This window comes from Mesorhizobium sp. M0208 (assembly GCF_040322015.1).
In the GTDB taxonomy this organism is placed as follows: Bacteria; Pseudomonadota; Alphaproteobacteria; order Rhizobiales; family Rhizobiaceae; genus Mesorhizobium.
This window is the reverse complement of record NZ_JAMYSP010000036.1, coordinates 17044-41499: the sequence shown is the minus strand read 5'-3', so window position 1 is coordinate 41499 and position 24456 is coordinate 17044. Positions and strand designations below refer to the sequence as shown.

Genomic DNA, 24456 nt, shown 5'->3' with positions numbered 1-24456 from the left:
TTTACCAGTAAGGCGATACCGCTGCGCCATCAAAAACCTCGGCAATCCGTCGCAAAGTTGCCGGCGTCGTTCCCTGAGGCAAGCGGTCGAGCGGGAAGAAGCCGGCTTCGGCGATCTCGCGGTCAGGCAGCTTGGGTGCTGGCTGGTCGAACTCCTCGACCAGATAAAGGCCGACATGATCGCGGCGGCTGGCGCGGCGGTTGAAATGCAGCGACTTCAGCACCGGCGGTCCGGTCAGCGCGATGTTGCCTTCCTCGAAGACTTCGCGTGTCAGCGCTTCGATCATCGTCTCGCCCAACTCGACGCCACCGCCGGGCAGGTGCCAGCCAGGAACATAGGTATGGCGGATGAGGAAGACGGAATTGGAGGGGCGGTCGTGAATCAAGCCGCGCACGCCGAGCGTCATCGGCCGCCGCAGTACGAAATACAGGTGAAACAGCCTTGCCCTGAGGCCCGGCCATCCGGTCTGGCGCAGCGCTTGCTCCGGATCCGGCGTCGTCATCGTCCGCGAAACCGTGAGTGGAAAGCGGCGCGCGCCTCGCCTATGAAGAAAAGATGTTCAGGCTCGCGCATATTTCCGATGTCCATCTGGGGCCGCTCCCCGATGTAACCTATCGCGATCTCGCCTCCAAGCGCGTGGTCGGCTACGTCAATTGGCAGCGCAACCGCCGCCGCCACATGCACGACGCCGTCATCGACACGATCGTCGCCGACATGAAGGCCAGCGGGCCGGACCATCTCGCCATCACGGGCGACCTGGTCAATCTGGCGCTCGACGGCGAACTCGAGATGGCCAAGCACTGGCTGGAGACGCTGGGCTCGCCCAACGACGTGTCCGTCGTGCCGGGAAACCATGACGCCTATGTGCCGGGCGCCTTCGACAAGACCTGCCGGTCGTGGGCGGCGTGGATGACCGGCGACGGCGTCAATACGCCGGTCGACCGCAACACCTTTCCGTATCTGCGCGTACGCGGCGATGTTGCGCTGATCGGCGTCTCCACGGCGCGCGCCACGGCTCCGTTCATGGCCAACGGCTTCTTTCTGGAAGGCCAGGCGGAACGGCTGCGCGGCATGCTCGACGCCACAGGCAAGCGCGGCCTGTTCCGGGTGATCATGATCCACCACCCGCCGATGCGCGGCGCCGTTTCGCAGAACAAGCGGCTGTTCGGCATCTCGCGCTTCCACAGGGTGCTTCACCGGCACGGCGCCGAACTTGTGCTGCATGGCCATTCGCATGTGCCGTCGCTGTTCTTCATCGGCGCCCGCAAGACAAAAATCCCGGTGGTCGGCGTCGCCGCCGCCGGGCAGGCCCCCGGCAGTTCGCATGCGCCGGCGCAATACAATCTGCTCGACATTGACGGTGAAAAGGACAATTGGCGGATCAGGCTGACGCGCCGCGGCCTGACCGGGCCGGCATTGCCGCCCAGCGACCTGCAGACGCTGGAGCTTGGCGTCGAGGCCGAGGCGTCGATGGCTAGAGCAATTCCAGGAAAAGTGTGAAGCGGTTTTTCGGAATTGCGTCAAAACAAAGAGATAGAGCCGTTCAGCACTTCGGTGAAACGCTGAACCGCTTCAGAAGCTTATTTTCATCGCGACGATGCGATCCCAGAACAGCACGAGCGAAATCGCCAGGCCGACCAGGGCGCCGGCGGCGATCAGGCCGAGGCCGGAAAAGAACGCCGACCAGCCGTTGCTGCGCGCGGCGATCTGCAGCGGCGGCTCGGCCTCCGCCACCAGGGCGCGTTTAAGGCCGGCGACGGCTTGCTCGATGCCGCCTTCCATCATTCTCTGGCGCTCGACAACGCGCTCGGCGACATAGCGCGTCACCTGGTCGGCAACGACCTTCATGTCGGTCGATTCGGCGAGGACGACGCGGCCGATGCGCGTGTCCTTGAGAAAGCGGTAGGTGCGGCGGTCGCGTCCCATGGCGACATGGCTGACGGCGTCGATCCACAGCCGTGGCTGCAGGCCGGACGAGACGGCGAAGTCGAAACTGTCCATGTCGGTGGGCACGTCGCCGAAGACCGGCGCGAGTTCGGCGGCAAGCAGATCAAGCCGCATGCGATGCGCTTCGCGCATGTCGACGACGACATCGTCGCGGTCGGCGAAGGCGTTCTTGACGTCGCGAATGGCATCGGACAGTTTTCGCGACTGATCGATCTGGGTGATGTTCTCGCCTGCGTCCTTCATCGGCGTTGCCTCGCGGGTTTGGTTAACACCGAATTAACACAGCCGCCGGCAAAATGCACTTACCAGATCGACGGGCCGGCAAGGGTTCGGTGGAAGGAGCACCTGCGCCGCGGCCGTCCCGCGCGAGGACGGATCAGCTCGCCGCCGCAGCCAATTCTGGACGAAGTCGCCTGCTTCGGCGCCGCATGTTGCAACGGACAGCCTCGACGACCAGGCCGGGCGCTTCCTCGACCAGCATATGGCCGGCTTCCAGCACGTGGTGCAGATGAAAATGCTTCGGCAGGCCGTCCGCCTGGCTGACGGGCAGCATCGCGTCGTCGGTTCCCCAAACCACCATGACTGGCATATTCAGCGTTTCAAGCCGCTCGCTTGGGATGACGCCTTGCCGATCATCCCTGGTCATGGCGGCCGCGAGCTCGACAAGTGTCCGTAGCTGACCGGGACGCTGCCGCATCTCGTTGACGAGATCGACCCTATGCTGCGAAGGCCGGCTTTGTGGTCCCGACATGGCGGCAAGACAGGCGCGGATTTCATCCGTGCCGGCAGCGGCGGCGTAACGACGAAGCAGCGGACCATTGATCTCAGGACCAAAACCGCCCGGCGCCAGCAGCGTCAGCGAGGCTATTTTTTCCGGCTCGTTCAATGCCATCAGGGCGGCCACGGCGCCGCCCATCGAATGGCCGACGAGATGGGCCCGCTTAATCCCGCGAGCGGAAAAATCCGCAAGGACGGCACTGGCTGCAATCCTGGCCGGACCGCCGCCCGGAAAATCGAGTGACAGCCCATGCCCCGGCAGATCATAGGCCAACGTCCGCGCGCCGAGTGCCAGGGACGCGGCCACCTCGCGCCAATCGTCGTGGCAGCCACCGAAACCATGCAGCAAGGCGATGATTGTCGGGCCGGTGCCCCGTTCGGCGGCGTACAGGGATGGGGTCATGCAAACTTTATGGCTTGGTGCCGGGATCAGTCAGGATGCCGGGGGCGGTCTTATGCGGATCAGTCTTTGTGGGAGGTCAGACTTATGCGGAGATCAGTCTTATGCGCGATAAGACCTATGTGGGATCGGATTGGCCGGTTCAAATTGTGTCTGAATTGCGCTTTGGCCGTCCGGATGGCCAGTAAAATCTTCGCGATCACCTGACGTCGTGCACGCGCCCGGAGACGTCAGCTGGCGCCGCCAAGCCCGGCGGCGCGCAGGGCTTCCACCAGCCGGTTGGTCAGATCGGCGGGATATCTTCGTTCGACGAAGGTTGCGCGCGGATCGGCTGCGAATTTCGGGAATTTGGTGGTCAGTTCCTGCAGCAGCCTGCTCGCCAGCTTCTCGCGGCCGGCAGCCTTGGCACCGATCAGCCGCGCGGCCAGATAATGCGATTTCATTTCCGTCGTTCGCAAGCCGTCGCCGGCAAGCGTCGCCTTGTTCATGTCGCCCATCATGAACTCTCCGGCGAACAGCCCGTAATCCCACCATGTCGGATGGGCGCTGGCGATGTCCACCGCGTGAGCGATGATCGGGGTGCCCTCGCTGTACCTGCCGGCGAAAACCAGCCCGTAGCCATAGGCGGCGGCCATTGCGAGATCGTAGGGATTGAGCTCATAGGCCTTGCGCATCCAGCGGATCGATTCCGCGGAATCGCCCATGCGCGAGTTGAGATAACCAAGGGCGCGGTGCGCGTAGGGGCTGGTCGGGCCCATCTGGATGGCGCGATGGGCAAACGTCATCGCTTTGTCGATCGTCGCGTCGGCGGGGTAGGGATAGTGGTCGGTGACCGCTTCAAGATGCAAGGACGCGAGTTCCGAATAGACGAGCGACGACTTCGCCTTCCCGTTGGCAAGATCTTCGAGGCAGCGGTAGGCGGCTTCGTGCGTCTGGGCGTTCTGGTCGAGATAATATTTGCCGTTGAGCACCAGGCACGCCGTCAGCCCGGTCTGGATGCCGCTCTGCTCGATGTAGTTGTAGATCGTGCCCGAGGCGGGAAGAGCCGAGCTCAAAATGCCGGAGATCTGGTCCTCGATGGCGGTGTTCGCGCTGTCGCCGGCGGTCAGGTTGCGTGACAGCAGCACGCGGCCTGTTGCCACGCTTTGCAGCTCGAGCATGATGTCGCCGCTGCGCGGCCCGGGCAGGACATCGAATACGAAGCTGGCGGCGTCGGTAACTGGATCGGGCGGGCTGTCGGCATCACGGCCGATGAAATTGATGGTGTCGAAGCCGCTAAGGCCGGCGCGCAGCGATGCGGCGACACGGCGAGCCACGTCGCTGTCGGCCTTGATGGCGATGTAGACCTGGGGAAGGTTTTCAACCGGAGGCGCTGCAATGCTGGCGGTCGCCACCGCGGTCTCGACCGCCGTGTCGCCGCCGGTCAGCAACACCACGCTGCCCTGGCGAAGGATCAGCACACCCAGCATGAGGATGACTAGCGCGATCGCCAGCCAGAAGAATTGCAAATGGCGCTGCAGCGAAGGTGCAGCAGGGGCGACGGCTGGAACGCTCAGCAATGCAGCCGGATGTGTCCGGTTGCGGGCGTCCTCCAGCGATCCGGGCGGGGCGGTCGTCGCCGCCTCCTCTGTCGCTGGCTGCGGCTTGCTCTTTGCCTCCACCTCCGCCGGCAAGCGAATGGCATTGAGTTCGTAGGATGGAACATAGCCGCCGCGCGGAATGGCGATGCGGACCGGTTCGGCAACGCCCTCATTGGCGAAATACTGCTGCAGAAGCTCGCGCAGCCTGCCGGCCTGCACCCGCACCACCGCATCGGTCGACGGATCGAAATCGCCGTCCTTGCCGAAGACGTCCATCGCTATGGAGAAGCCCTTGAGCCGGTCGGCTTCGCCTGCCTGCTCGCGCTCGACGAGATAGCGGAGCAGCTTGCGCGCGCGCTCGGATCGTCCGAACGTTTCGCTGGCAAGCAATCGCTCCAGCGTTTCGCGCACTGCGGGGGCGGCAGGCGTGGTATGCTGCAAGTGTCGATCCCTTCGAATTCGGCACAGGTTGAGGTGCAATCATATAGCGCTGGCGGCGGCTTACAAGCGTGTGCTTATGGTGCGATAGCGTACCCACCGGATAAAAGTCCGGTGGGCCGATGGCGCGAGTCTGGCAGTCTCGGCTAGCCGAGCTTTCGGCCGACGATGCGGTTGGCGGCCGAAACCACGGCTTCGAGCGAGGCGGCGACGATGTTGGTGTTGATGCCGGCTCCGAACAGCTTGCCGCCCGGATGTTCCATCTCGACATAGGAAATGGCCGAGGCATTCGAGCCGCGCTGCATGGAATGCTCGGAATAATCCAGCACCGACATCGGCACCCCGACATGGCGCGACAGCGCATCGACGAAGCCGTCGATCGGGCCGGTGCCGGTGCCTGATATGGTCACCTCCTTGCCTTTGTCGAGGATCACCGCTTCGACCACGCGCCGGCCCTTGACCTCGGTGTCGGGGTAGGTGTGGTGGTCGAGGAACTTCAGCCGCGCGCCGGGCTGGTCGACATAGGTATCGAGAAAGCGCTCGTAGATGCGCCTGGCCGGCACTTCCTTGCCTTCGGCGTCGGTGATCGCCTGGATGGCCTGGCTGAACTCGATCTGCAGGTTGCGCGGCAGGTTGAGGCCGTAATCCGCATGCAGCACATAGGCGATACCGCCCTTGCCGGACTGCGAGTTGATGCGGATGATAGCTTCATAGCTGCGGCCGACATCGGCCGGGTCGATCGGCAGGTAGGGCACCTCCCAATGCGGCGTGTTGGCCTTGCGCAGCGCCTTCATCCCCTTGTTGATGGCGTCCTGGTGCGAGCCGGAAAAGGCGGTGTAGACGAGCTCGCCGACATAGGGATGGCGCTCTGGGATCTTCAGCTGGTTGGAGTATTCGTAGACGTCCTTCATGCGGTTGATGTCGGAGCAGTCGAGCTTGGGATCGACGCCTTGCGTGTACATGTTGAGCGCCAGCGTGACGATGTCGACATTGCCGGTGCGCTCGCCATTGCCGAACAGCGTGCCTTCGACGCGGTCGGCGCCCGCCATCAGGCCGAGTTCGGTGGTGGCGATGCCGGTGCCGCGGTCATTGTGCGGGTGCAGCGAGATCAACAGGTTCTCGCGATTGTCGAGATTGCGGCACATCCATTCGATGCGGTCGGCATAGATGTTGGGCGTCGACATCTCGACCGTGGAGGGCAGGTTGATGATCAGCCTGTTTTCCGCCGTCGGCCTGACGATCTCGGTGACTGCGTTGCAGATCTCCAGCGCCACTTCGAGCTCGGTGCCGGTAAAGCTCTCCGGCGAGTATTCGAAACGGTAGCCGCCGCCGGCCTTCGCCGCCATGTCGGTGATCATCTTGGCCGCATCGGTGGCGATCCGCTTGATGCCGGCGACGTCCTTCTCGAAGACGACGCGGCGCTGCAGCTCGCTGGTCGAGTTATAGAAATGGACGATCGGGTTGGTGGCGCCCTTGAGCGCCTCGAAAGTGCGGGTGATCAGTTCCGGCCGGCACTGTACCAGCACCTGCAGCGAGACGTCGGCGGGCACGTTGCCTTGTTCGATGCACCAGCGGGCGAAATCGAAATCGGTCTGCGAGGCCGACGGGAAGCCGATCTCGATCTCCTTGAAGCCCATGTCGAGCAGCAGGGCGAACATGCGCGCCTTGCGTTCCTGGCCCATCGGATCGATCAGCGCCTGGTTGCCGTCGCGCAGGTCGACCGAGCACCAGATCGGCGCCTTGTCGATCACTTTCGAAGGCCAGGTGCGATCGGCAAGGCCGACGGTCGGATAGGGTTGGTATTTGCGGGCAGCGTCCGGCATGCCCCTCGCGGGCTTGGCGGTTTCCTCTACGTTCAGACGGATATCTTCTCGTGCGTTCATCGTCTTTTCTCCCGGCGGCTCGCGGATCCAGCTTCAGGCGGATTGGTGGCGAGCGGCGCCTTTACCAGAATTTCGTTCGCTTGATGTGACGTGCCAATTTGCAGACTGGCCAAGGAGCGTGCGCGTGAGCGGCGAATTCGACCGCCGGGCGCTCCTTCAGCGAACCCGGCGATCGCCGATAAGGCCGAGAAGCAGCAGGGTGGAGGCAAGCGCGCGAACGGTCTGGCCGGCAATGCCAGTCGGACGGGACGCAAAAGAGGTGGCGCGCGGGCTCATGGCGGTTTTCATACAGGAGCGGGCAAAGCGAGGCAAGTGGGAGCACGCCCGTCAGCTTGGGGCTGTTCGATGCCAGGGAAATCAATCAAAAGGATGACCGATGCCGGCGCTGCCCTTCACGCAGGGCGGCGCAAACCTGTCGCGATTGTCCGGGGTAGCCACATTTTGTTCTTGCTTTGTGCCGGCAGCTATGCTACTAATCTGGGTATGGTGCTAATTGGCTCCAACGACCCGCCTCCCGAGGCGGGTTTTTATTTTCGGCGTCATGCTTCGAGGACTACCCTATCGTCCCATCCGGCCGCTCCTTCCAGAGCACCGGAATCCGGTCCAGGAGGAAAGACATGGACACGCCCGATCCCATCCGCCGCTTTGTCGAAGCCACCAATGCCGGCGACACCGAAGCCTTCCTGGACAGTTTCACGCCGGATGCCTTTCTGAGCGACTGGGGCCGGTCGTTCCGGGGCCGCGAGCAGATTGCGCGCTGGAACCAGTCGGACAATATCGGCGTGCAGTCCAGGTTCAGCATCCTCGGCATCGCAGCAGCGGACGGCACCTGCCGCGTTCGCATCGCCGTCGAAGGCAACGGTTTCAACGGCGAGGGCGATATGGTCTTCACGCTGGACGGCGAGCGTATATCGAGCCTGGTGATCAGCTGACGCAGCCCAGCTGGTCTTTACTCCCGCAGGCTTCTCGCCACCAGCCGCGCCACGCTTGGGCCGACCAGAAGCACGATCAGGAAGCGTGCCGATTGCAGCGCCATGACGAAGGATATGTCGACATGCTGCGCGGCGGCGGCGATGATGGCGACGCTGTCCATGCCGCCCGGGCTGGTTGCCAGATAGGCGGTCAGCGGATCGATGCCGAGCAGGCGGCTGATCAGGAAGGCGAGGCCGCCGCAAAAGCCGATCAGGGCAATGATCGAGCCGACGATCTGCGGCAGCGCGCGGGCCGCGTGGCGCAAAATGGCCCTGGTGAAATTCAGGCCGATGCTCCAGCCGATCGTCGTATAGCTCAAGGCAAGCAGCCAGGGCGGCAACTGCATGGTCACGCCGAGCCCAAGATGGATCACGGTGCCGAAAATGAAGGTGCCGAGGAAGAACGGCGACGGCAGCCGGAAAATCTTGCCGGCGAGGCCGCCAACCAGCGCCACGCCGAAAGTCGCGGCTAAGCCTTGCGGGTCGACCGGTGGGAACCAGACGATGGCCGGCACCTCGATGCCCGAGGTGTCGACCCAGAGCTTGGCCACCAGGGCTGCCGTCATCGAGACGCAGATTGCGCGCAGATAAAGCATGAAGGCGACGAGGCGCTGGTCGGCGCCGAACGCATCGGCCATCAGCACCATGGCGGTGGCGGCGCCCGGCGACGAGCCCCAGACCGCGGTGGTGCCGGGCAGGATGCGCCAGCGGCTGATCAGCCAGCCGAGCAGGCTGGGTGCCGCGACCGTCGCCATCACGACCCCAAGGAACAGCGGCCATTCCTTGTAGAAGACGGGAAAGATATCGGCCGAGATGGAACTGGCGACCAGGCAGCCGACGACCGCCTGGGCTGAGCCGAACAGAACCCGCGGCACGCGCACCGTGGCGCCGTTGGTGCCGGCGACGATGGCCGCCAGCATCGGTCCGATCAAGAGCGCGGCCGGCAGGGCGGCGAGTTCCAGCGCGCCGGCAAACAGCACCGAGACCACCACCAGGACGGGCCACTGCCAGGCCTTGTGGATCCGCGCCAGGTGCTCGATGGCCGGCGGGTTTGAGGAAGAATCCATAGATGGGCTCTTAGACCGGCCGCGAAAAAATGCGAACCCTTTTTGCGGGGTTGGCCTTAGGTGACGACTGCACTACGGCTTCTGTGGCGATCCTTCGCGCCCCCCTCTGTCCTGCCGGACATCTCCCCCACGAGGGGGGAGATCGGCTGTTCCAGGGCCCCGCTCATTCCTGTGGCGTTTGGCGATTGGCGAAAGCCGAGATGACGGACAATCTCCCCACTTGAGGGGGAGATGGCCGGCAGGCCAGAGGGGGGCGCTGTCCCGCCGGCCTCTCCCACTATTCCGCCTTCACTGGCAAGCCGAACCCGCCAACAGGATGCGTCTCCACCTGGAACTCGAACCCGGCGATGATCGGCCGTGCCTTGGCGATTGCCGCCTGGACTTCGGGCAGCTGCAGCGAAGCTTTGTGGCTTTCGGCGTCAGTCCACACTTCGGTCACCCAGATCGCGTCGGCATCGGCCGGGTCGGTGGCAATGATGTAGTTCAGGCAGCCGGGCATGGCGCCGGTGCTGGCGAGCAGGATATCCATCATTGCGTCACGCTGGCCGCGCATCGCCCGCATCTTGCCGATCAGTCCGTACATTCGCTTTGCTCCGTTGAGATGACGCAACCAGGAGTATGCAGGTCGCCGTCTACGGCATCAACTGCCCGCCATTGACCTCGATCACCTGGCCGGTGATGTAGCCGCTCAACAGATCGGAGGAGAGGAACAGATAGGCGCCGACGCAGTCCTCGGCCGTGCCGGCGCGGCCCTGCGGGATGGTGGCGATCATGCCTTTCATCTGGTCGTCGGTCGAGTAGCGTTCGTGGAAAGGGGTGGCGATGGTGCCGGGCGCCACTGCGTTGACGCGGATGTTGAAGCCGATCAGCTCCTTGGCCATGCCGCGGGTCACATTGGAGACGAAGGCCTTGGCCGAGCCGTAAAGGCCGGCGCCGCCACCGGCGCCGTTGCGTGCGGCGATCGAGGAGGTGTTGACGATGAAGCCGCCCTGCCGCTTCAGCCATGGGATCGCCTTGCGCGAAGCCGTCAGCACGGAGCGCGCGTTGAGGTCCATCACCGCGTCGTAATGCGCTTCGGTCTGCTCGGCATAGGGCACGCGGCCGAGCATGCCGCCGGCATTGTTGACGAGGCCGTCGAGCCGGCCGAAATGTTGCGCACTGTCCTCGACAACGCGCTCGACATCGGCAGGGATCGAGAAATCGCCCTGGGCGAGGAACACGTCGCCGCCGCCGTTGCGAATGGTCGCGGCCAGGTTTTCGGCAGCCGTACGGCTCGAATTGTAGTGCAGCGCGACGCGGCATTTCTGCGCGGCGTAGGCAAGTGCAAGCGCCGCGCCGATGCCGGTCGAGGCGCCGGTGACCAGCACCGCCTTTCCGGCAAGGTCGGGGATGACCAGAGAGGGGCTGACAAGGGTGGTGGTGGCTGGCACGTCTATTCCTCCGGGGGACTCTGCCTGCTCTTCGTAGGCCCTCGCAGTCCTCGCATTCAAGTCCGTAAAAGTTTAGAGCGGTTCACTGTTTCACGACCGCTCCCTCTTTGTCTTGACGCAATTCCGGACGGAAAACCGTTTTCACACTTTTCCTGGAATTGCCCTATGGCCTGAGATAGGCGTAGCCCTGGCGTTGCAATTCGGCGAGCTTGACGACGCCACCCCTGTCGGCTGCATGGAAGCCGTCGAGCAGGTCGGCCAGGCCGATATCCATGCCGTGCATGGTGTTGGCGCAAGCGTGCGGGCTGAGCCCGTCCTGGACAAGGCCGGCGAACCGCCCGGAAATGGCGGCGGATATGCCCTTCGACTTGAAGGCGGCAAGTGCCGGGCCGTGCACGACGAGCGCGATGTCGACCTTGCCGTCGGTGCCTTCGAAGTGGTTCTTGATGTTGGCGAGCACGAAATTGACCTTGTCGAGGTCGCTGAGGTGATAGGCGACCTTTTGCCTTTCCTCTTCGACGGCCTTGACTTCAATGGCTGCCGCCTTGGTCGGGCGCAGCCCGAAAAGCCCGGCAACTCCGGCAAGACCGACACGGAAAATATCGCGGCGTCGCATGGCTTCATCTCCCATTTGGCCGGCCGGCGCAAATTGCGTGGCCTCGGCCGCGATCCTAGCATAAATTGACGCGACGTCTTGTCGGGGCAATGGAGGGGTAGCATGACGTCAAGGACCATAATGGGGACCATTGTGGGCGCCGGAGTTGGGGTTGCCTTGCTTGCCGCCGTCGCCGGCGCTGCTTTCGCCGATGAGACGCTCAAACTCACCGAGCTCAGCCCCGACGGCAAAGACGCCTGCTTCGGCCGCGTCTACGACGCCGCGCATCTCAAGTCGCATCCGCAGCAGAAGGTGACGCGCATCTTCTTCTATTACGGCCGCGACCCGGTCAGCCGGCCGAACGAGGAGCCAAGCGCCGGCATCGATTCCTCCTACAATGGCTTCATGGCGACGACGGTGCGCGGCGCCGAGGCTCCGGAATGGTTCGGTGGCTGGTGCAGCCATGAGTCGGAGGATGGCAAGACCGGCCCGATCCGCTGCGGCATGGACTGCGATCGCACCATGGCTTCGCTGAAGGTCGACGACAAAGGCCGGCTGATTGTCTCGGACGTGCAGCCCGACCTCTATCTCGACGCCGGCTCGGAAGACGAGCTCGGCAAGGCGGAGTACGAAAGGCAGGCGCTGGGCAAGGACGACAACGGCTTCAGGCTCGACCCGATGCCAGCCGCCACCTGCAAGGCGGAGTTCGCGCGCATCGACCCGATCGACCCGGCCCTTGGCCCGCCATTGCGCGAGCGACTGAAGCCGGACCAGGCCTTCTGCTACGGACGCGACTACGACGCCGCGCATCTCGGCTCGCATCCCGATCAGCTGACCCAGTCGATCAGGGTTTTCCGCGGACCGGTCGAGCTGGCGTCTTTCGCCAAGGAGGGCGATCCGGCCAATTGGCCAAGCGGCGCCGACATCGCCGTTTCGGTTACCACGCGGCAGAAATCGGCCAAGGTCACGCAGGCCTACAACTGCCAGGGCGAGGGCGACCAATGGCGCTGCGCGGCGAGCGCGAAGACGGGTGCTGCCTCCTGCGATATCGCGCAAAAGGAGGTCTTCCTTCGCCGCGGCGCCAACGGCACGATGATGCTGGCCAACCCGAACAGCGGCCTGCCGATCGTCGACCTGTGCTCGAAGGCGGCGGCAGGCGACACAATGTCCGACGACAAGGTCTACCGGCTGCAGCCGATGCCGCAGGCTGCCTGCGGGCTTTGAGCAGTTGAGAACCGCGACGCCGGCGGGACAGCGCCCCCCTCTGTCCTGCCGGACATCTCCTCCTCAAGGGGGGAGATCGGCAGCTTCGCCGACAGCGCTTGTCGTTGGAGATTGGCGAAGCCCGAAGCGACATCCAATCTCCCCACTAGAGGGGGAGATGTCCGGCAGGACAGAGGGGGGCGCGAAGGATCACGACTGAGCGATGTTCTCTTTGCGACGCCACCTCACGCGAAGGGCACGGCCGTCGTGCCCTTGGGCAGTTTCGCCTCGTCGTCGGGTTCGACATGGATGATGACCCGCACGGAAGGGATTTCGGCCTTCAGCGCGTCTTCGATGCGATCGCAAATGACGTGGCTGGCGCCGACCGACATGTCGGCGTCGACGACCAAGTGGAACTCGATGAAGGTGGCGCGGCCGGCGATGCGCGTCTTCAGGTCGTGGACCTCGAGCGCGCCCTTGCAATTGGCCGAGATGATGTCGCGGATACGGATATGTTCCTGGGTATCGACGGCGCGGTCCATCAGTCCGTTCATCGACGAGCCGATGACGTGCCAGCCCTGCCACAGGATGTTGAGCGCGACGATCACCGCAAGAGCCGGATCGAGAACCTGCCAGCCGGTCAGCACGGCGCCGACCAGGCCGATGAACACACCGACCGAGGTCGCCACGTCGGTCATGATATGCTTGCCGTCGGCGACGAGCGCCGGTGATTTTTCACGTCGTCCGGTGCGGATAAGCGTCAAGGCCCAGACGGCGTTGATGACCGTTGCGACGCCGTTAATGGCAAGGCCGGTCCACGGCTGTTCGAGCGGGGCGGGATGCTGCCAGGACCACCAGACCTCGTTGAGGATGAGCAGCGCGGCAAGGACGATCAGCACGCCTTCCAGGACGGCCGAGAAATACTCGGCCTTGTGGTGGCCGAACGGATGGTCCTGGTCGGCCGGCTTGTAGCTGACCTGGATCGCCCAATAGGCGGCCGCCGAGGCAATGACGTTGACGATCGATTCCAGCGCGTCCGAATAAAGCGCAACCGAACCGGTGACGTACCAGGCCACCAGCTTCAGGCCGAGCACGACGAAGGCGACGACGATCGACCAGAAGGCGAGGCTGGCGACCTTCTGCCTGGCGGCGGCTTTGTTATCCACCGCGGTCACTGGGGAAGAAATCCCAACACTGAGCCCTCAAATTAAGCGGCCTTTTCCTTGGCCTTGCGCGGCAGGTGCGCGACGATGTTCTCGATGATGCGCATGCCGGCATTGTGGCCGAGCGTCATGATCGACTCCGGGTGGAACTGCACCGCGGCGATCGGCTCCTTGCGGTGCTCGAAGGCCATGATGATGCCGTCTTCGGTCTCGGCGGTGACGACAAAACCATCGGGCAGCCGCACCGGATCAGCGAAGATCGAATGGTAGCGGCCGACCGTCACCTCCTTGGGCAGGCCGGAGAAGATGATGCCCGGCTTCGACACGCGGATGCGCGACGGCTTGCCGTGCATCGGGATGTGCAATTGGCGCAGCTCGCCGCCATAGGCCTCGGCCAGCGCCTGCAGCCCGAGGCAGACGCCGAAGATCGGCAGGTCGCGTGCACGGGCCCGCTTGATGGTAGCGGCGCAGTCGAAGTCCTTCGGTGTGCCGGGACCGGGCGACAGCACGACCAGGTTTGGCTTCAGCCGGTCGAAGATCTCGTCCGGCACCGGTGTGCGCACGGTCGAGACATTGGCGCCGGTCTGGCGGAAATAGTTGGCGAGCGTATGGACGAAACTGTCCTCGTGATCGACCAGGAGGATGTTGACGCCGTCGCCGACACGCGCGGTGCTGCGTTCGGTGCTGGCGGCATTGCCTGATTTGGCGTCGCGGATGGCGGAGAGCATGGCGGATGCCTTCAGTTCGGTTTCGGCTTCTTCTTCCTCGGGAATGCTGTCGAAGAGCAGCGTGGCGCCGGCGCGCACCTCGGCGATGCCGTCCTTGATGCGAATGGTGCGAAGCGTCAGGCCGGTGTTCATGTCACCGTTGAAGTTGACCATGCCGATCGCCCCGCCATACCAGGCGCGCGGGCTCTTCTCGTTCTGCTCGATGAAGCGCATTGCCCATAATTTCGGTGCGCCGGTAACGGTGACGGCCCAGGCATGCGACAGAAAGGCGTCGAAGGCGTCCATGCCTTCGCGCAGCCGCCCCTCAATGTGGTCGACGGTGTGGATCAGGCGCGAATACATCTCGATCTGGCGGCGGCCGATGACGCGCACCGAGCCCGGCTCGCAGACCCTCGACTTGTCGTTGCGGTCGACGTCCGAGCACATGGTGAGTTCGGATTCGTCCTTCTTCGAATTGAGCAGCTTCAGGATCTGCTCGCTGTCGGAGATGGCGTCGTCGCCGCGCTTGATGGTACCGGAGATCGGGCAGGTCTCGACGCGGCGGCCGTTGACGCGCACGAACATTTCCGGCGAGGCGCCGATGAGATATTCGCCCTCGCCGAGATTGATGAAGAAGGAATAGGGCGAAGGGTTGATGCTCTTCAGCTTGCGGGAAATCTCGGAGGGCTGGGTTTCGCAGCGTTCGTAGAACATCTGCCCCGGCACCACTTCGAACAGGTCGCCGCGCTCAAAGCTCTTCATCGCCTTGCGCACCAGCTTGGCATATTCGCCGGGCTCGTGGTCGCCGCGCGGCGGGATGCGGTCGGCGGTCCTGAACGGCTCGACGATTTCGTCGCGCGGCAGGCCTTCGGTCGAGAAGCCATCGCCGGAATAGTCGTAGCGGTCGGTCCAGGCCTTGGTCGAATAGTGGTCGACGACGAGGATCTCGTCGGGCAGGAACAGCACGAGATCGCGTTGGCTTGGCTTGCGCTCGAGCTTGTAGTCGACCGGATCGAACTGGAAGGCGAGGTCGTAGCCGAAGGCGCCATAGAGGCCGAGATTGGCATCTTCCTCGGTCTTGAACAAGGCGGTGATGGCACGCAGCACGGTGAAGACGGAGGGAACGCGGCTGCGTTCCTCCTCGGTGAAGACACGGCCGGGCTTGGCGACTTCGAGGCGGACGAGTTTGTTCGACGTCTCGGCGATCGTGACATCGTCAAGGCCGGCAAGCACCGTGCCGATTACCGGCAAAAGCACCTCGCCGCGACGGTTCAGCGCCTCGATGCGCATGGCGCGGCCGCGTGCCGAGATCACCATCGGCGGATCGATGATGGCGGTGTCCCAGCGCGTATAGCGGCCGGGATATTCGTAATTCGAGGAAAACACGGCGCCGCGGCGCGAATTCAGCCCGTCGACATAGCCATCGATCGCCCCGCCATACGGCCGATCATGGCGCTGGCGGGTAATCGCCACGCCGCCCGCGGTGACGAAGCGCTCGGCGCCATTCTCCAGAATTTTCGTCGTCATTGCCGTCTCCATCAGCGTCTTTGGGGCAACGGACCCGGGAATGGCTTGAAAAAACAAATGGCCGCCCGGACATTCCGCTGCGGCCACCCTCTATTGTCACGCGAACGCGTTCGAACAGGCCGCTGTCAGCGAGCCCACCACCAAATGGTCTTGATCGAACGCATGTTCATGGCGATTCCCATAGCGGCGATTGGCCGGCCGCGCAACTGGATTCAAATGAAGGCTTCAATCCTCCAGCGTCCCGGACCTTGCATCGGCGCTCTTCCTGTCGCCGACCAGCTTCAAGAGGTCTTCGCCGGCGCGGATGACGCGCCGGGAACGCCGCGTCAGGATGAGGCCCGCCTGCGGCGCCAACACTTCCGTGCGGCCGTCGGGCTCGCCGGGCGCGTGGACGATGGTGGCAAGGCGCGCACCCTTGGTGACGCGGTCGCCCGGCTTCACGTCGTAGAGGATCGCGCCCGAGCGGGGCGCCGGCATCATCTCGATGTTTTCGAGCGGCGCGACAATACCGGTAAAACAACTTGGCCCGACGAAGCTGCCAGGCGCGGGCAGCGCCTGATCCTGGATGACGCCGCGCGCCACCAGCAGCCGGTAGAGCCCTTCGGCATCGGCGCCGGCGAGCGCGCCGTCAACATCGAGTACGCCGCGATATTCGACCGTGGTGGCGACGCGCCGGTCCAGGCGCGCCACGTCGGCTGGAGCGTTCTGATACGGCATGATCGAGGCGCCTTCGAAGGTGCCGTCGGCGTCTTCGTGCCACAGCATCACCGCATCCACACCCATGGCCGCTGCACAATCCGCCATGGCCGGCCACAGGCTGGTGTGGACGTATAGATAGGCGAGGCCCTCATCGTCGCAATGCAGGTCGAGCACGATGTCGTGGCCGATGGAGAGCTGCAGCAGCCGCGTTTTCAGCCGCTGGTCGACCGTGCCGTGCGTCGGCAGCAGGGCGACGTCGGGCGCGGCGAGCCGCGGAAAGCCGCGATTGAAATTGGTGCGCGTGCCCAGATGGAAGCGGCCCTGATGGTCACCGTAAAGATATTGCGCGCGGCCTATCGGATTGGCCCAGGGCACGATGGTGATATTGCCGCTGACACGGCCTTCGGCTTCCGCCTTGCTGAGCATCGGTATCAGCGTGTCGATGGCGACGACGCCCGGCAATTCGCCGGCATGAAGCGCCGCCTGCAGATAGGCGGAAGGCGCCGTCTTGTCCGACCCGGCGAAGCGGAAGACGGGGAATTCGTAGGAAACGCCTTCGCTGTCGCCGGCGATGCGTTCGATGGATTTCTGCATGCTGTCCTCCGTCAAGAGTTCGGAAGACATGCCCGTCGCCGGCGTGCTTGTCGATTGGTCCAGCCAGCGGCGCTATGGGCGCAATGAGCCTCCCTGCGGGATGCGCGTGGGGTCGCGCGATACGCCCGGTTCACACCAGCGGCTTGAGTTCCTGGGCGATGGTCGGCAGAAGCTCCGAGACGTTCGGGTGGATGTGGACGGCGCGCGCCAGCGTGCTGACCGGCGCCTTGGCATACATCAGGTCGAGCACGCAGTGCACCGCCTCGTCGCCGCCCGGGCCGAGCACCGAACAGCCGAGGATCTCCCTGGTGTCGGCATCGACCAGGATCTTCATGAAGCCTTGCGTCTCACCTTTTTCGACTGCACGGCTGACGCGGGTCATTGGTCGCTGGCCGACCAGGGCGCGGCGGCCGGATTTCCTTACCGCTGTCTCGGTCATGCCGCAGCGGCCGAGTGGTGGGTCGATATAGAGCGCATAGGCCTCGATGCGGTCGCTGACCTTGCGCGGATCGTTGTCGAGCAGGTTGGCGGCGACGATCTCGTAATCGTTGTACGAGGTGTGGGTGAAGGCGCCCTTGCCGTTGCAGTCGCCCATCGCCCAGATGCCGGGCACGCTGGTGCGCAACTGGTCGTCGACGACGATGAAGCCGCGTTTGTCGACCTCGACGCCGGCTTTGTCGAGGCCGAGATCGTCGGTGTTTGGCGTGCGGCCGAGCGCCAGCAGAACATGCGAGCCGACCGCAGCCGCCTTGCCTGGCGAGAAGGTCACGGCGATTTCGTTGCCTCGCCTGGCGAAGCGGATGTCGTCGGCGCCGAGATGGACGGCAATGGCTTCGTTTTCGAGGATCGACAAAATGGCGTCGGAGACGTCCTCGTCCTCGCGGCCGATCAGCCGCGGGCTTTTTTCGATCACCGTGACTTCGGAACCGAAGCGGCGGAACATCTGCGCGAATTCGAGCGAGACATAGCTGCCGCCGACGACGATGAGATGGCGCGGCAGCTCGTCGAGATCCATCATCGACGAGTTGGTCAGGTAAGAAATGCCGTCGATGCCGGGCAGGTCGGGCACGGAGGCGCGCCCGCCGGTGTTGAGGAATATCTTTTCGGCGCTCAGCAGATCGTCGCCGACGCGCACCGTGTTGGCACTTACGAAGCGCGCATGGCCGCGATAGAGCGTGCATTTGTCCATGCCGGCAATCCAGTCTTCGAGATTGCCGCGGGCGTCGTTGGAGACCTTGTCCTTGCGCGCTTTGATTGCCTTGTAGTTTACGCCGACGGGACCGGAGAGCGTCACCCCGTAATCCGCGGCGGAGCGGGCGAGATGCGCGGCATAGGCGCTTGCCACCATCGTCTTGGTCGGCGTGCAGCCGGTGTTGACGCAAGTGCCGCCGACCAGCTTTCGCTCGATCAGCGCCACGCTCATGCCGGCCGCATTCAGCCGGCCGGCGAGCGGCGGGCCGGCCTGCCCGGCACCGACGATGATGGCATCGAATGTCTTTGCCATCATGCCACCGCCGCCACGATCAGAAGCCCGCCGACGATCGCCACCGCGTCCTCGATGAAGGCGGCGGGCGGGTCCTTACCGAAGGCGGTGGCCAGGCGTTTGCGCGCCTCGGCGCCGCCCAGCGTGCCGATCACCGCACCAACGGCGCCGGCGATCAGGCCGCCTATGGTGGCGCCGTCCGTGGCGCCGATCACCGCGCCGGTGAACGCGCCCAGGACGATGCGCGTGCCGAATTGCTGCGGCACCTTGCGGCTCGGCGTCGATGGCAGCTGGTCGGTGACCAGCTCGGCGATGGCCAGGATGGTGAAGATGCCGACGGCGATCCAGTGGCCCATGAAGCTCGCCCAGGTGCCGGCGACCGGTAACCAGCCAAGCCAGGCGCCCCAGGCGACCGCGGCGGGCGCAGTCATAGCGCGAAGCCCGGCAACGATGCCAATCAGGAGTGCAAGAATGTACAGCATGATCGATTCCCTCGACGGCCGGCTTGGGACAGGTCCGAGAGGGCAAGCTACCATAGGTCGGGTATTTGACCAGAGGTGGTGTCGCCGCCGGCGCTTCCGTATTTTCACCACTTGTGCTTTGGCAAAGTTGAAACTGGAGTTGCGGCCATGACGGCGAGCGAACGCACGAAAATGGCGGCGGGCGAGTGGTATTGCTGCCTCGATCCGGAACTGGAGGCGCTGCGCATTACGTCGCGCGACGCGGTGTTCGAGCACAACAGCCTGCCACCGCGGCAGCGTGGCGATATCGGGCCTGGATTGCGGACGCTGCTCGGCGCTGCGGGCGAGGGCGCCCGGATCGAAGCGCAGTTCCACTGTGCCTATGGCTTCAACATCTTTCTCGGCGACCGCGTCTTCCTCAATGCCGGCTGCACCATCCTCGACACGGCGCCAGTGCGCATCGGCAAGGGAACGCTGCTCGGCCCCAATGTGCAGATCTATTGCGCCGAGCACCACAAGGAGACTGCTGGGCGGCAGGCAGGGCTGGAAATCGCCAAGCCCGTCGAGATCGGCGACAATGCCTGGATCGGCGGCAGTGCCATCATCCTCGGCGGGGTCAGGATAGGCGACGGCGCCATCGTCGGCGCCGGTGCCGTGGTGACGCGCGACGTGACGGCGAACACCACGGTGGTTGGTAATCCGGCACGGATAATCAGCAACAGCTGAGCACCGTGCTTCTGTCGCCGGTCATGTCGTCGTTTTGATGGACATGGGGGCGGCTGTGTCACTTGGCCGGAGGTGGATGCAACCGTGTGTCGAGCGCAAACGCCTCCTGCGTCTTCATGGCGTATGCCCCTCTGGCGAGGCTCGCGTCGAAGATCAGGTTCCAGCTATGCTGCGATACGGCGCTCGGAATCACAACAAACCGGTGCCGTTGCAGAAGATCGTCGCCAAACGCCTGTTGTCCGGAGCTCGGGATGCCCGGGCGCAACCAATTGGGGTCGGGCACGGCGGCGGGGTCGACGATATGCACATCCGCGACATCGCTGACGATCGCTGCCGTCATCACATGCGCAATCGTGTCGAGCGCCCTGAAGCCCTTATGGACCGCGACTTCGAGGATCGCAGTCGACGGATCGATCGAGCAGTAGACGGCGCGTACGCCCTTGCTGTTCCAGCGTCCGCCCACCCTGTATGCGCCCTCGCCGCTATCCCATGCAGGCGCAAACGCGGCTTGATCGAGGCGCCATCCGATGAGGTCGGAGCCACCAAGCGCCGCCGGCAGCGGCGTCATGCATAAACGCCATATTCAAGCCGTTCCAGATAGTCTTCTACAAGCTCGATCCCCGCCGGTGTCGCCAGAAGGTCGATTGGACGACGCTGGTCGAGCCCAATCGCCGGGCGCTCCAGCCATTGCTCTGCCTCCACCTGCGAACCGAACACGTCGGTCGCTTTCGACAGGATCTCCGCGAACTTCCAGGTTCGTCCGCTCTGGTCCTGACTGAGAGGCTTGGAAGGAGCATCCTTGCGGCGCTGGTAGGTGCGCAGGCTCATGCCGACGGCCTTCTCCAGCGAATCGGTCTTCTGGATGAAGACGAGTTGCCCGATAAGATGGTCCAGCGCTGAAGCCGGCAGGCCGTGCAGAAGCAACTCGTGGGCATCTAGAGCGCTGCTGAGGCGCCTTGCCAGAATGCGGCTGCCGCCTAGCAATTTCGCCACCTTCTGAAGTTCATTGTTTTTTGCTGCTGGCGCAGCCTTTTCCAATGCCATCGCTACGGCGAGCCCTCTTCGCGTCATCTGTCGCTTTAATATATGACAGATGACGCAGAGCCTTTCAAGCACGACAGGATCGAGAGCAGGGCAATCGCTTCGAGAAAAAAAGATAGCCTGCTCGGGCCAGATGGCAGTCCAACATCGGCACTGAAGCGATTGCCCTGGGATCGAGCGCGAGCCGAATTTCACCTCGGCATGTGCGCCACGCGCTCCGCCTGAGCACTCTTCGAGAATTCGCGCCGGTACTGCGCCGGCGAGGTTCTGAGCCGCGCCGCGAAATGCTGGCGCAGCGAGGTGGCGCTGCCGAAACCGGCCTCGAAGGCAACCGTGTCCATCGATTTTTCCGTTGCTTCCAGCAGCCGCTGCGCCAGCTGGACGCGCTGGTCGGTCAGCCAGTCACCGAAACTGGTGCCGATCGTTTTCTGGAAACGGCGCGTGAACGTCCGGCGGGTGAGGCCGGCGTGACCGGCAACGCTGTCCAGACTGTGCGGCTCACCCAGGGTTTTGCGCACCGCTTCGAGAGCCTGGGTGAAGCGGTCCGCAATGCCGGTCCTGGCGATGGGACGTTCGATGAATTGAGCCTGCCCGCCCTGCCTATGCGGAGAAAGCACGATCTGCCGAGCCAGGCGAAGTGCCGCCTCCGCGCCGTAACGAGCCCGCACGACGTGCAGGCAGCAGTCGAGCCCGGCGGCGACGCCGGCGGATGTCACGACATCGCCATTGTCGATGTAGAGCACTTCCGGTTCGACGAGAATGTCGGGATAGAGTTCCTGCAGCTGATCCGCGTAGGCCCAGTGCGTCGCCGCTCGCCGCCCCGAAAGCAGTCCGGTCGCCGCAACAGCGAACGTTCCCAAGCACAATCCGACGATCAGCGCGCCGCGCTCGTGCGCGCCAAGCAACGCGTCGATCAATACCGCTGGAGGCGAGCTCCCGAGATCCTTCCAGCTTGGCACGATGACGATGTCGGCGTCATCGAGCGCGGAAAGCCCGTGCGGGACGCTGATGGTCAGCCCGGCATCGGTGCGGATCGGCCCGTCCTCAATCGCGCAGACCCGGAAGTCGAAGCGCGGCAGGCCGAGCTCCGTGCGATCCGCGCCGAACACGAGACACGGCACGGAGAGATGAAACGGGCTGATGCCATCGAAGGCGATGGCGGCAACGGCAGGATCGGTCATGGGAGCTCCAGCAACGGGCGAGGCCGATTGTCCCAATTCTTTCGAATAATGTCAATTGGGACACTTTTTGCGATCCGGCGCCGAGCTTATCGTCCACCCATTAATTTCAAACAGGAAAGGAAAACCCCATGTCGCAACCAGCCACAGGCAAAGCTCCACGCCGCGCCCTCATCGTCATCGATGTTCAAAACGACTATGACGGCGGCAACCTCGCCATCCAGCATCCGCCCTTCCGCGACAGCGTCGTCAATGTGGCGCGAGCGATGGACGCGGCCACCGAGGCAGGCGTCAAGGTGGTGGTCATCAAACAGTTGGCGCCGGAAACCTCACCGGTCTTCGCCAAGGGCAGCCATGGCGCCGAGTTGCACCCGGAAATCGCCAGGCGAAACCGTGACCACTATGTCGAAAAACACCTGCCAAGCGCCTTCACCGGCACCGACCTCGAGGCGTGGCTGCGCGCCAACTCTATCGATACGATCACGGTCATCGGCTACATGACGCATAATTGCGACCTGTCGACGGTCATCCACGCCGTGCATATGGGCTTCGAGGTGGAGTTCCTATCGGACGCAACGGGGTCATTGCCCTACGCCAACAGCGCCGGCTACGCGTCGGGGGAGGAAATCCATCGCGTCATGACGATCGTCCTGCAATCGCGCTTCGCGGCCGTTCTCAAAACCGCCGAATGGATCGAGTGCCTGAAGACCGGCGTGGTACCCCAGCACGACACACCCTATGCCTCCAACCAGCGCGCGCTGGCGCGGAGCGCAGCGTAGGAGACCATTGCGGACAGGCAGAAGGGCGCCGCAGCGTTGCGGCGCCCTTTGCCGTACGAGCACTGATTATCCCTAAAACAGGCCTTCGATCTGGCCGATTTCGTTCAGGAAGATCTTTTCCGACGATGGCGCTTTGGGCAGACCGGGCATGGTCATGACCTCGCCGCAGATGATGACGACGAAGCCTGCGCCGGCAGACAGCCTGACCTCGCGCACCGGTACGGTGTGGCCGGTCGGCGCGCCGCGCAGATTCGGATCGGTGGAGAAGGAATATTGCGTCTTGGCCATGCAGACCGGCAAATGACCGTAGCCGGCGTGCTCCCAGGCGTGGAGTTGGTCGCGCACCGATTTGTCGGCGATCGCTTCGGAACCGCGATAGATGCGCTGGACGATGGTGTTGATCTTCTCGAAGAGCGGCATGGCGTCGGGATAGAGCGGGGCGAATTGCGACGCGCCGGATTCGGCCAACGCCACGACTCTTTTGGCCAGTTCCTCGATGCCGGCCGATCCCTGAGCCCAGTGCTTGCACAGGATCGCCTCTTCGCCCATCGAGGCGACGTAGTCCTTCATCGCCTGGATCTCGGCCTCGGTGTCGGAGTAGAAATGGTTGATGGCGACCACAGCCGGCACACCGAACTGGCGGATGTTCTCGATGTGGCGGCCGAGATTCGCACATCCCTTCCTGACCGCCTCGACGTTCTCCTTGCCGAGGTCCTCCTTCTTGACGCCGCCATTCATCTTCATGGCGCGAACCGTGGCGACGATCACCGCCGCTGCCGGCCTCAGGCCGGCCTTGCGGCATTTGATGTCGAAGAACTTTTCGGCACCGAGATCGGCGCCAAAACCGGCTTCGGTGACGACGTAATCGGCTAGCTTCAGCGCCGTCGTCGTGGCAACGACGGAGTTGCAGCCATGCGCGATGTTGGCGAAGGGGCCGCCATGGACGAAAGCCGGGTTGTTCTCCAGCGTCTGCACGAGATTGGGCTGCATGGCGTCCTTCAAGAGTACGGCCATGGCGCCGTCGGCCTTGAGGTCGCGCGCATAGACGGCCGACTTGTCGCGACGATAGGCGACGATGATGTCGCCGAGGCGCTTTTCCAGGTCCTTCAGGTCGGTCGACAGGCACAGGATGGCCATGACTTCCGAGGCGACTGTGATGTCGAAACCGGCCTCGCGCGGGAAACCGTTGGCGACGCCGCCGAGCGAACAGATGATCTCGCGCAGCGACCGGTCGTTCATGTCCATGACGCGGCGCCAGACGACACGGCGGGTGTCGATGCCGAGCTCGTTGCCCCAATAGATGTGGTTGTCGATCAGCGCCGACAGCAGATTATGCGCGGTGGTGATGGCATGGAAATCGCCGGTGAAGTGGAGGTTCATGTCCTCCATCGGCACGACCTGCGCGTAGCCGCCGCCGGCGGCACCGCCCTTGACGCCGAAATTCGGTCCGAGCGAAGCCTCGCGGATGCATACGATGGCCTTCTTGCCGATGCGGTTGAGGCCATCGCCCAAGCCCACCGTCGTCGTCGTCTTGCCTTCGCCGGCCGGTGTCGGGTTGATGGCGGTGACGAGGATCAGCTTGCCATCCTTGTTGCCCTTCACCGACTTGATGAACTCGGCCGAGATCTTCGCCTTGTCGTGGCCGTAGGGCAGAAGATGTTCGCTCGGAATGCCGATCTTCTGGCCGATCTCCTGGATCTGCTTCTTCCTGGCGCCGCGCGCGATCTCGATGTCGGACTTCACTTCGGCCATGGACGACTTCCCTCTGAATTGGACGGATTTGACTAGTGTGGTCGCAAGAATAGCC

The 24456-nt window shown here is 64.0% G+C and carries 23 protein-coding genes; 5 read left to right on the top strand and 18 right to left on the bottom strand.

Features of this window, described 5'->3' with window-relative positions; genetic code table 11:
- Position 1 precedes the first annotated feature (1 nt).
- Positions 2-502 carry an NUDIX domain-containing protein gene (locus tag NKJ17_RS26950; RefSeq protein WP_352508992.1) on the bottom strand — a complete coding sequence of 167 codons (501 nt, stop codon included), beginning with the start codon at positions 500-502 and terminating at the stop codon, positions 2-4.
- Between the two features lie 53 nt (positions 503-555).
- Between NKJ17_RS26950 and NKJ17_RS26945 the strand changes: the two genes are divergently transcribed.
- Complete coding sequence (locus NKJ17_RS26945) at positions 556-1500, top strand: metallophosphoesterase family protein (protein ID WP_254819270.1); 945 nt, start codon at positions 556-558, stop codon at positions 1498-1500.
- Positions 1501-1572: 72 nt separating this feature from the next.
- On the opposite strand, the gene NKJ17_RS26940 is transcribed toward NKJ17_RS26945, so the two are convergent.
- The 4 genes from NKJ17_RS26940 to leuA form a co-directional block, all read right to left on the bottom strand.
- The gene (locus NKJ17_RS26940; protein ID WP_254819130.1) at positions 1573-2190 is read right to left on the bottom strand and encodes a hypothetical protein; all 618 of its coding nucleotides are present in this window, start codon (positions 2188-2190) and stop codon (positions 1573-1575) included.
- Positions 2191-2323: 133 nt separating this feature from the next.
- A complete protein-coding gene (locus NKJ17_RS26935) occupies positions 2324-3127 on the bottom strand; it encodes an alpha/beta fold hydrolase (protein WP_352508991.1) in 804 nt (267 codons plus the stop codon).
- Positions 3128-3354: 227 nt separating this feature from the next.
- The gene (locus NKJ17_RS26930) at positions 3355-5145 is read right to left on the bottom strand and encodes a tetratricopeptide repeat protein (protein ID WP_352508990.1); all 1791 of its coding nucleotides are present in this window, start codon (positions 5143-5145) and stop codon (positions 3355-3357) included.
- Positions 5146-5288: 143 nt separating this feature from the next.
- Entirely contained in the window at positions 5289-7025 is a 1737-nt protein-coding gene (leuA, locus tag NKJ17_RS26925) for a 2-isopropylmalate synthase (RefSeq protein WP_352508989.1), read from the bottom strand.
- 617 nt (positions 7026-7642) lie between these two features.
- Here leuA and NKJ17_RS26920 point away from each other — a divergent pair.
- Positions 7643-7957: a nuclear transport factor 2 family protein gene (locus NKJ17_RS26920; protein ID WP_254819134.1), complete on the top strand. Its 315-nt coding sequence runs from the start codon at positions 7643-7645 to the stop codon at positions 7955-7957.
- Between the two features lie 17 nt (positions 7958-7974).
- On the opposite strand, the gene NKJ17_RS26915 is transcribed toward NKJ17_RS26920, so the two are convergent.
- From NKJ17_RS26915 to NKJ17_RS26900, 4 genes are all read right to left on the bottom strand, one after another.
- Entirely contained in the window at positions 7975-9063 is a 1089-nt protein-coding gene (locus tag NKJ17_RS26915; protein WP_352690899.1) for an AbrB family transcriptional regulator, read from the bottom strand.
- A 277-nt stretch (positions 9064-9340) separates the two neighbouring features.
- A complete protein-coding gene (locus NKJ17_RS26910) occupies positions 9341-9646 on the bottom strand; it encodes a putative quinol monooxygenase (protein ID WP_352508987.1) in 306 nt (101 codons plus the stop codon).
- Positions 9647-9695: 49 nt separating this feature from the next.
- Positions 9696-10493 (bottom strand): SDR family NAD(P)-dependent oxidoreductase, encoded by a 798-nt coding sequence (locus NKJ17_RS26905; protein ID WP_352690897.1) that lies wholly within the window; start codon positions 10491-10493, stop codon positions 9696-9698.
- Positions 10494-10656: 163 nt separating this feature from the next.
- Positions 10657-11109 (bottom strand): DsrE family protein, encoded by a 453-nt coding sequence (locus tag NKJ17_RS26900; RefSeq protein WP_352690895.1) that lies wholly within the window; start codon positions 11107-11109, stop codon positions 10657-10659.
- Positions 11110-11211: 102 nt separating this feature from the next.
- Between NKJ17_RS26900 and NKJ17_RS26895 the strand changes: the two genes are divergently transcribed.
- Positions 11212-12312 carry a hypothetical protein gene (locus NKJ17_RS26895; protein ID WP_352690893.1) on the top strand — a complete coding sequence of 367 codons (1101 nt, stop codon included), beginning with the start codon at positions 11212-11214 and terminating at the stop codon, positions 12310-12312.
- 224 nt (positions 12313-12536) lie between these two features.
- Here NKJ17_RS26895 and NKJ17_RS26890 read toward each other — a convergent pair whose 3' ends face one another.
- From NKJ17_RS26890 to NKJ17_RS26870, 5 genes are all read right to left on the bottom strand, one after another.
- The gene (locus NKJ17_RS26890; RefSeq protein ID WP_502906572.1) at positions 12537-13466 is read right to left on the bottom strand and encodes a cation diffusion facilitator family transporter; all 930 of its coding nucleotides are present in this window, start codon (positions 13464-13466) and stop codon (positions 12537-12539) included.
- A 32-nt stretch (positions 13467-13498) separates the two neighbouring features.
- Positions 13499-15688 (bottom strand): anthranilate synthase, encoded by a 2190-nt coding sequence (locus tag NKJ17_RS26885; RefSeq protein ID WP_352690892.1) that lies wholly within the window; start codon positions 15686-15688, stop codon positions 13499-13501.
- Positions 15689-15913: 225 nt separating this feature from the next.
- Positions 15914-16981 (bottom strand): M14 family metallopeptidase, encoded by a 1068-nt coding sequence (locus tag NKJ17_RS26880; RefSeq protein ID WP_352690890.1) that lies wholly within the window; start codon positions 16979-16981, stop codon positions 15914-15916.
- Positions 16982-17111: 130 nt separating this feature from the next.
- Positions 17112-18488, bottom strand: a complete 1377-nt coding sequence (locus tag NKJ17_RS26875) for an FAD-containing oxidoreductase (RefSeq protein WP_352690889.1) — start codon at positions 18486-18488, stop codon at positions 17112-17114.
- Entirely contained in the window at positions 18485-18946 is a 462-nt protein-coding gene (locus tag NKJ17_RS26870; RefSeq protein ID WP_352690887.1) for a DUF4126 domain-containing protein, read from the bottom strand. Before NKJ17_RS26870 ends, NKJ17_RS26875 begins: the two co-directional genes overlap by 4 nt.
- Positions 18947-19093: 147 nt before the next feature.
- Between NKJ17_RS26870 and NKJ17_RS26865 the strand changes: the two genes are divergently transcribed.
- The gene (locus NKJ17_RS26865; RefSeq protein WP_352690885.1) at positions 19094-19651 is read left to right on the top strand and encodes a sugar O-acetyltransferase; all 558 of its coding nucleotides are present in this window, start codon (positions 19094-19096) and stop codon (positions 19649-19651) included.
- Between the two features lie 58 nt (positions 19652-19709).
- On the opposite strand, the gene NKJ17_RS26860 is transcribed toward NKJ17_RS26865, so the two are convergent.
- From NKJ17_RS26860 to NKJ17_RS26850, 3 genes are all read right to left on the bottom strand, one after another.
- On the bottom strand, positions 19710-20219 hold the full coding sequence (locus NKJ17_RS26860; RefSeq protein ID WP_352690883.1) for an RES family NAD+ phosphorylase: 510 nt from the start codon (positions 20217-20219) through the stop codon (positions 19710-19712).
- Complete coding sequence (gene parS, locus NKJ17_RS26855) at positions 20216-20695, bottom strand: type II RES/Xre toxin-antitoxin system antitoxin (protein ID WP_302896769.1); 480 nt, start codon at positions 20693-20695, stop codon at positions 20216-20218. Before parS ends, NKJ17_RS26860 begins: the two co-directional genes overlap by 4 nt.
- Positions 20696-20883: 188 nt before the next feature.
- Entirely contained in the window at positions 20884-21873 is a 990-nt protein-coding gene (locus tag NKJ17_RS26850) for a helix-turn-helix domain-containing protein (protein WP_352690881.1), read from the bottom strand.
- A gap of 128 nt (positions 21874-22001) precedes the next feature.
- Between NKJ17_RS26850 and NKJ17_RS26845 the strand changes: the two genes are divergently transcribed.
- Complete coding sequence (locus NKJ17_RS26845) at positions 22002-22649, top strand: cysteine hydrolase family protein (RefSeq protein WP_352508977.1); 648 nt, start codon at positions 22002-22004, stop codon at positions 22647-22649.
- Positions 22650-22721: 72 nt separating this feature from the next.
- Here the strand turns inward: NKJ17_RS26845 and NKJ17_RS26840 are convergent, their stop codons facing one another.
- Positions 22722-24401 carry a formate--tetrahydrofolate ligase gene (locus tag NKJ17_RS26840; RefSeq protein ID WP_352508976.1) on the bottom strand — a complete coding sequence of 560 codons (1680 nt, stop codon included), beginning with the start codon at positions 24399-24401 and terminating at the stop codon, positions 22722-22724.
- Between the last annotated feature and the right edge of the window lie 55 nt (positions 24402-24456).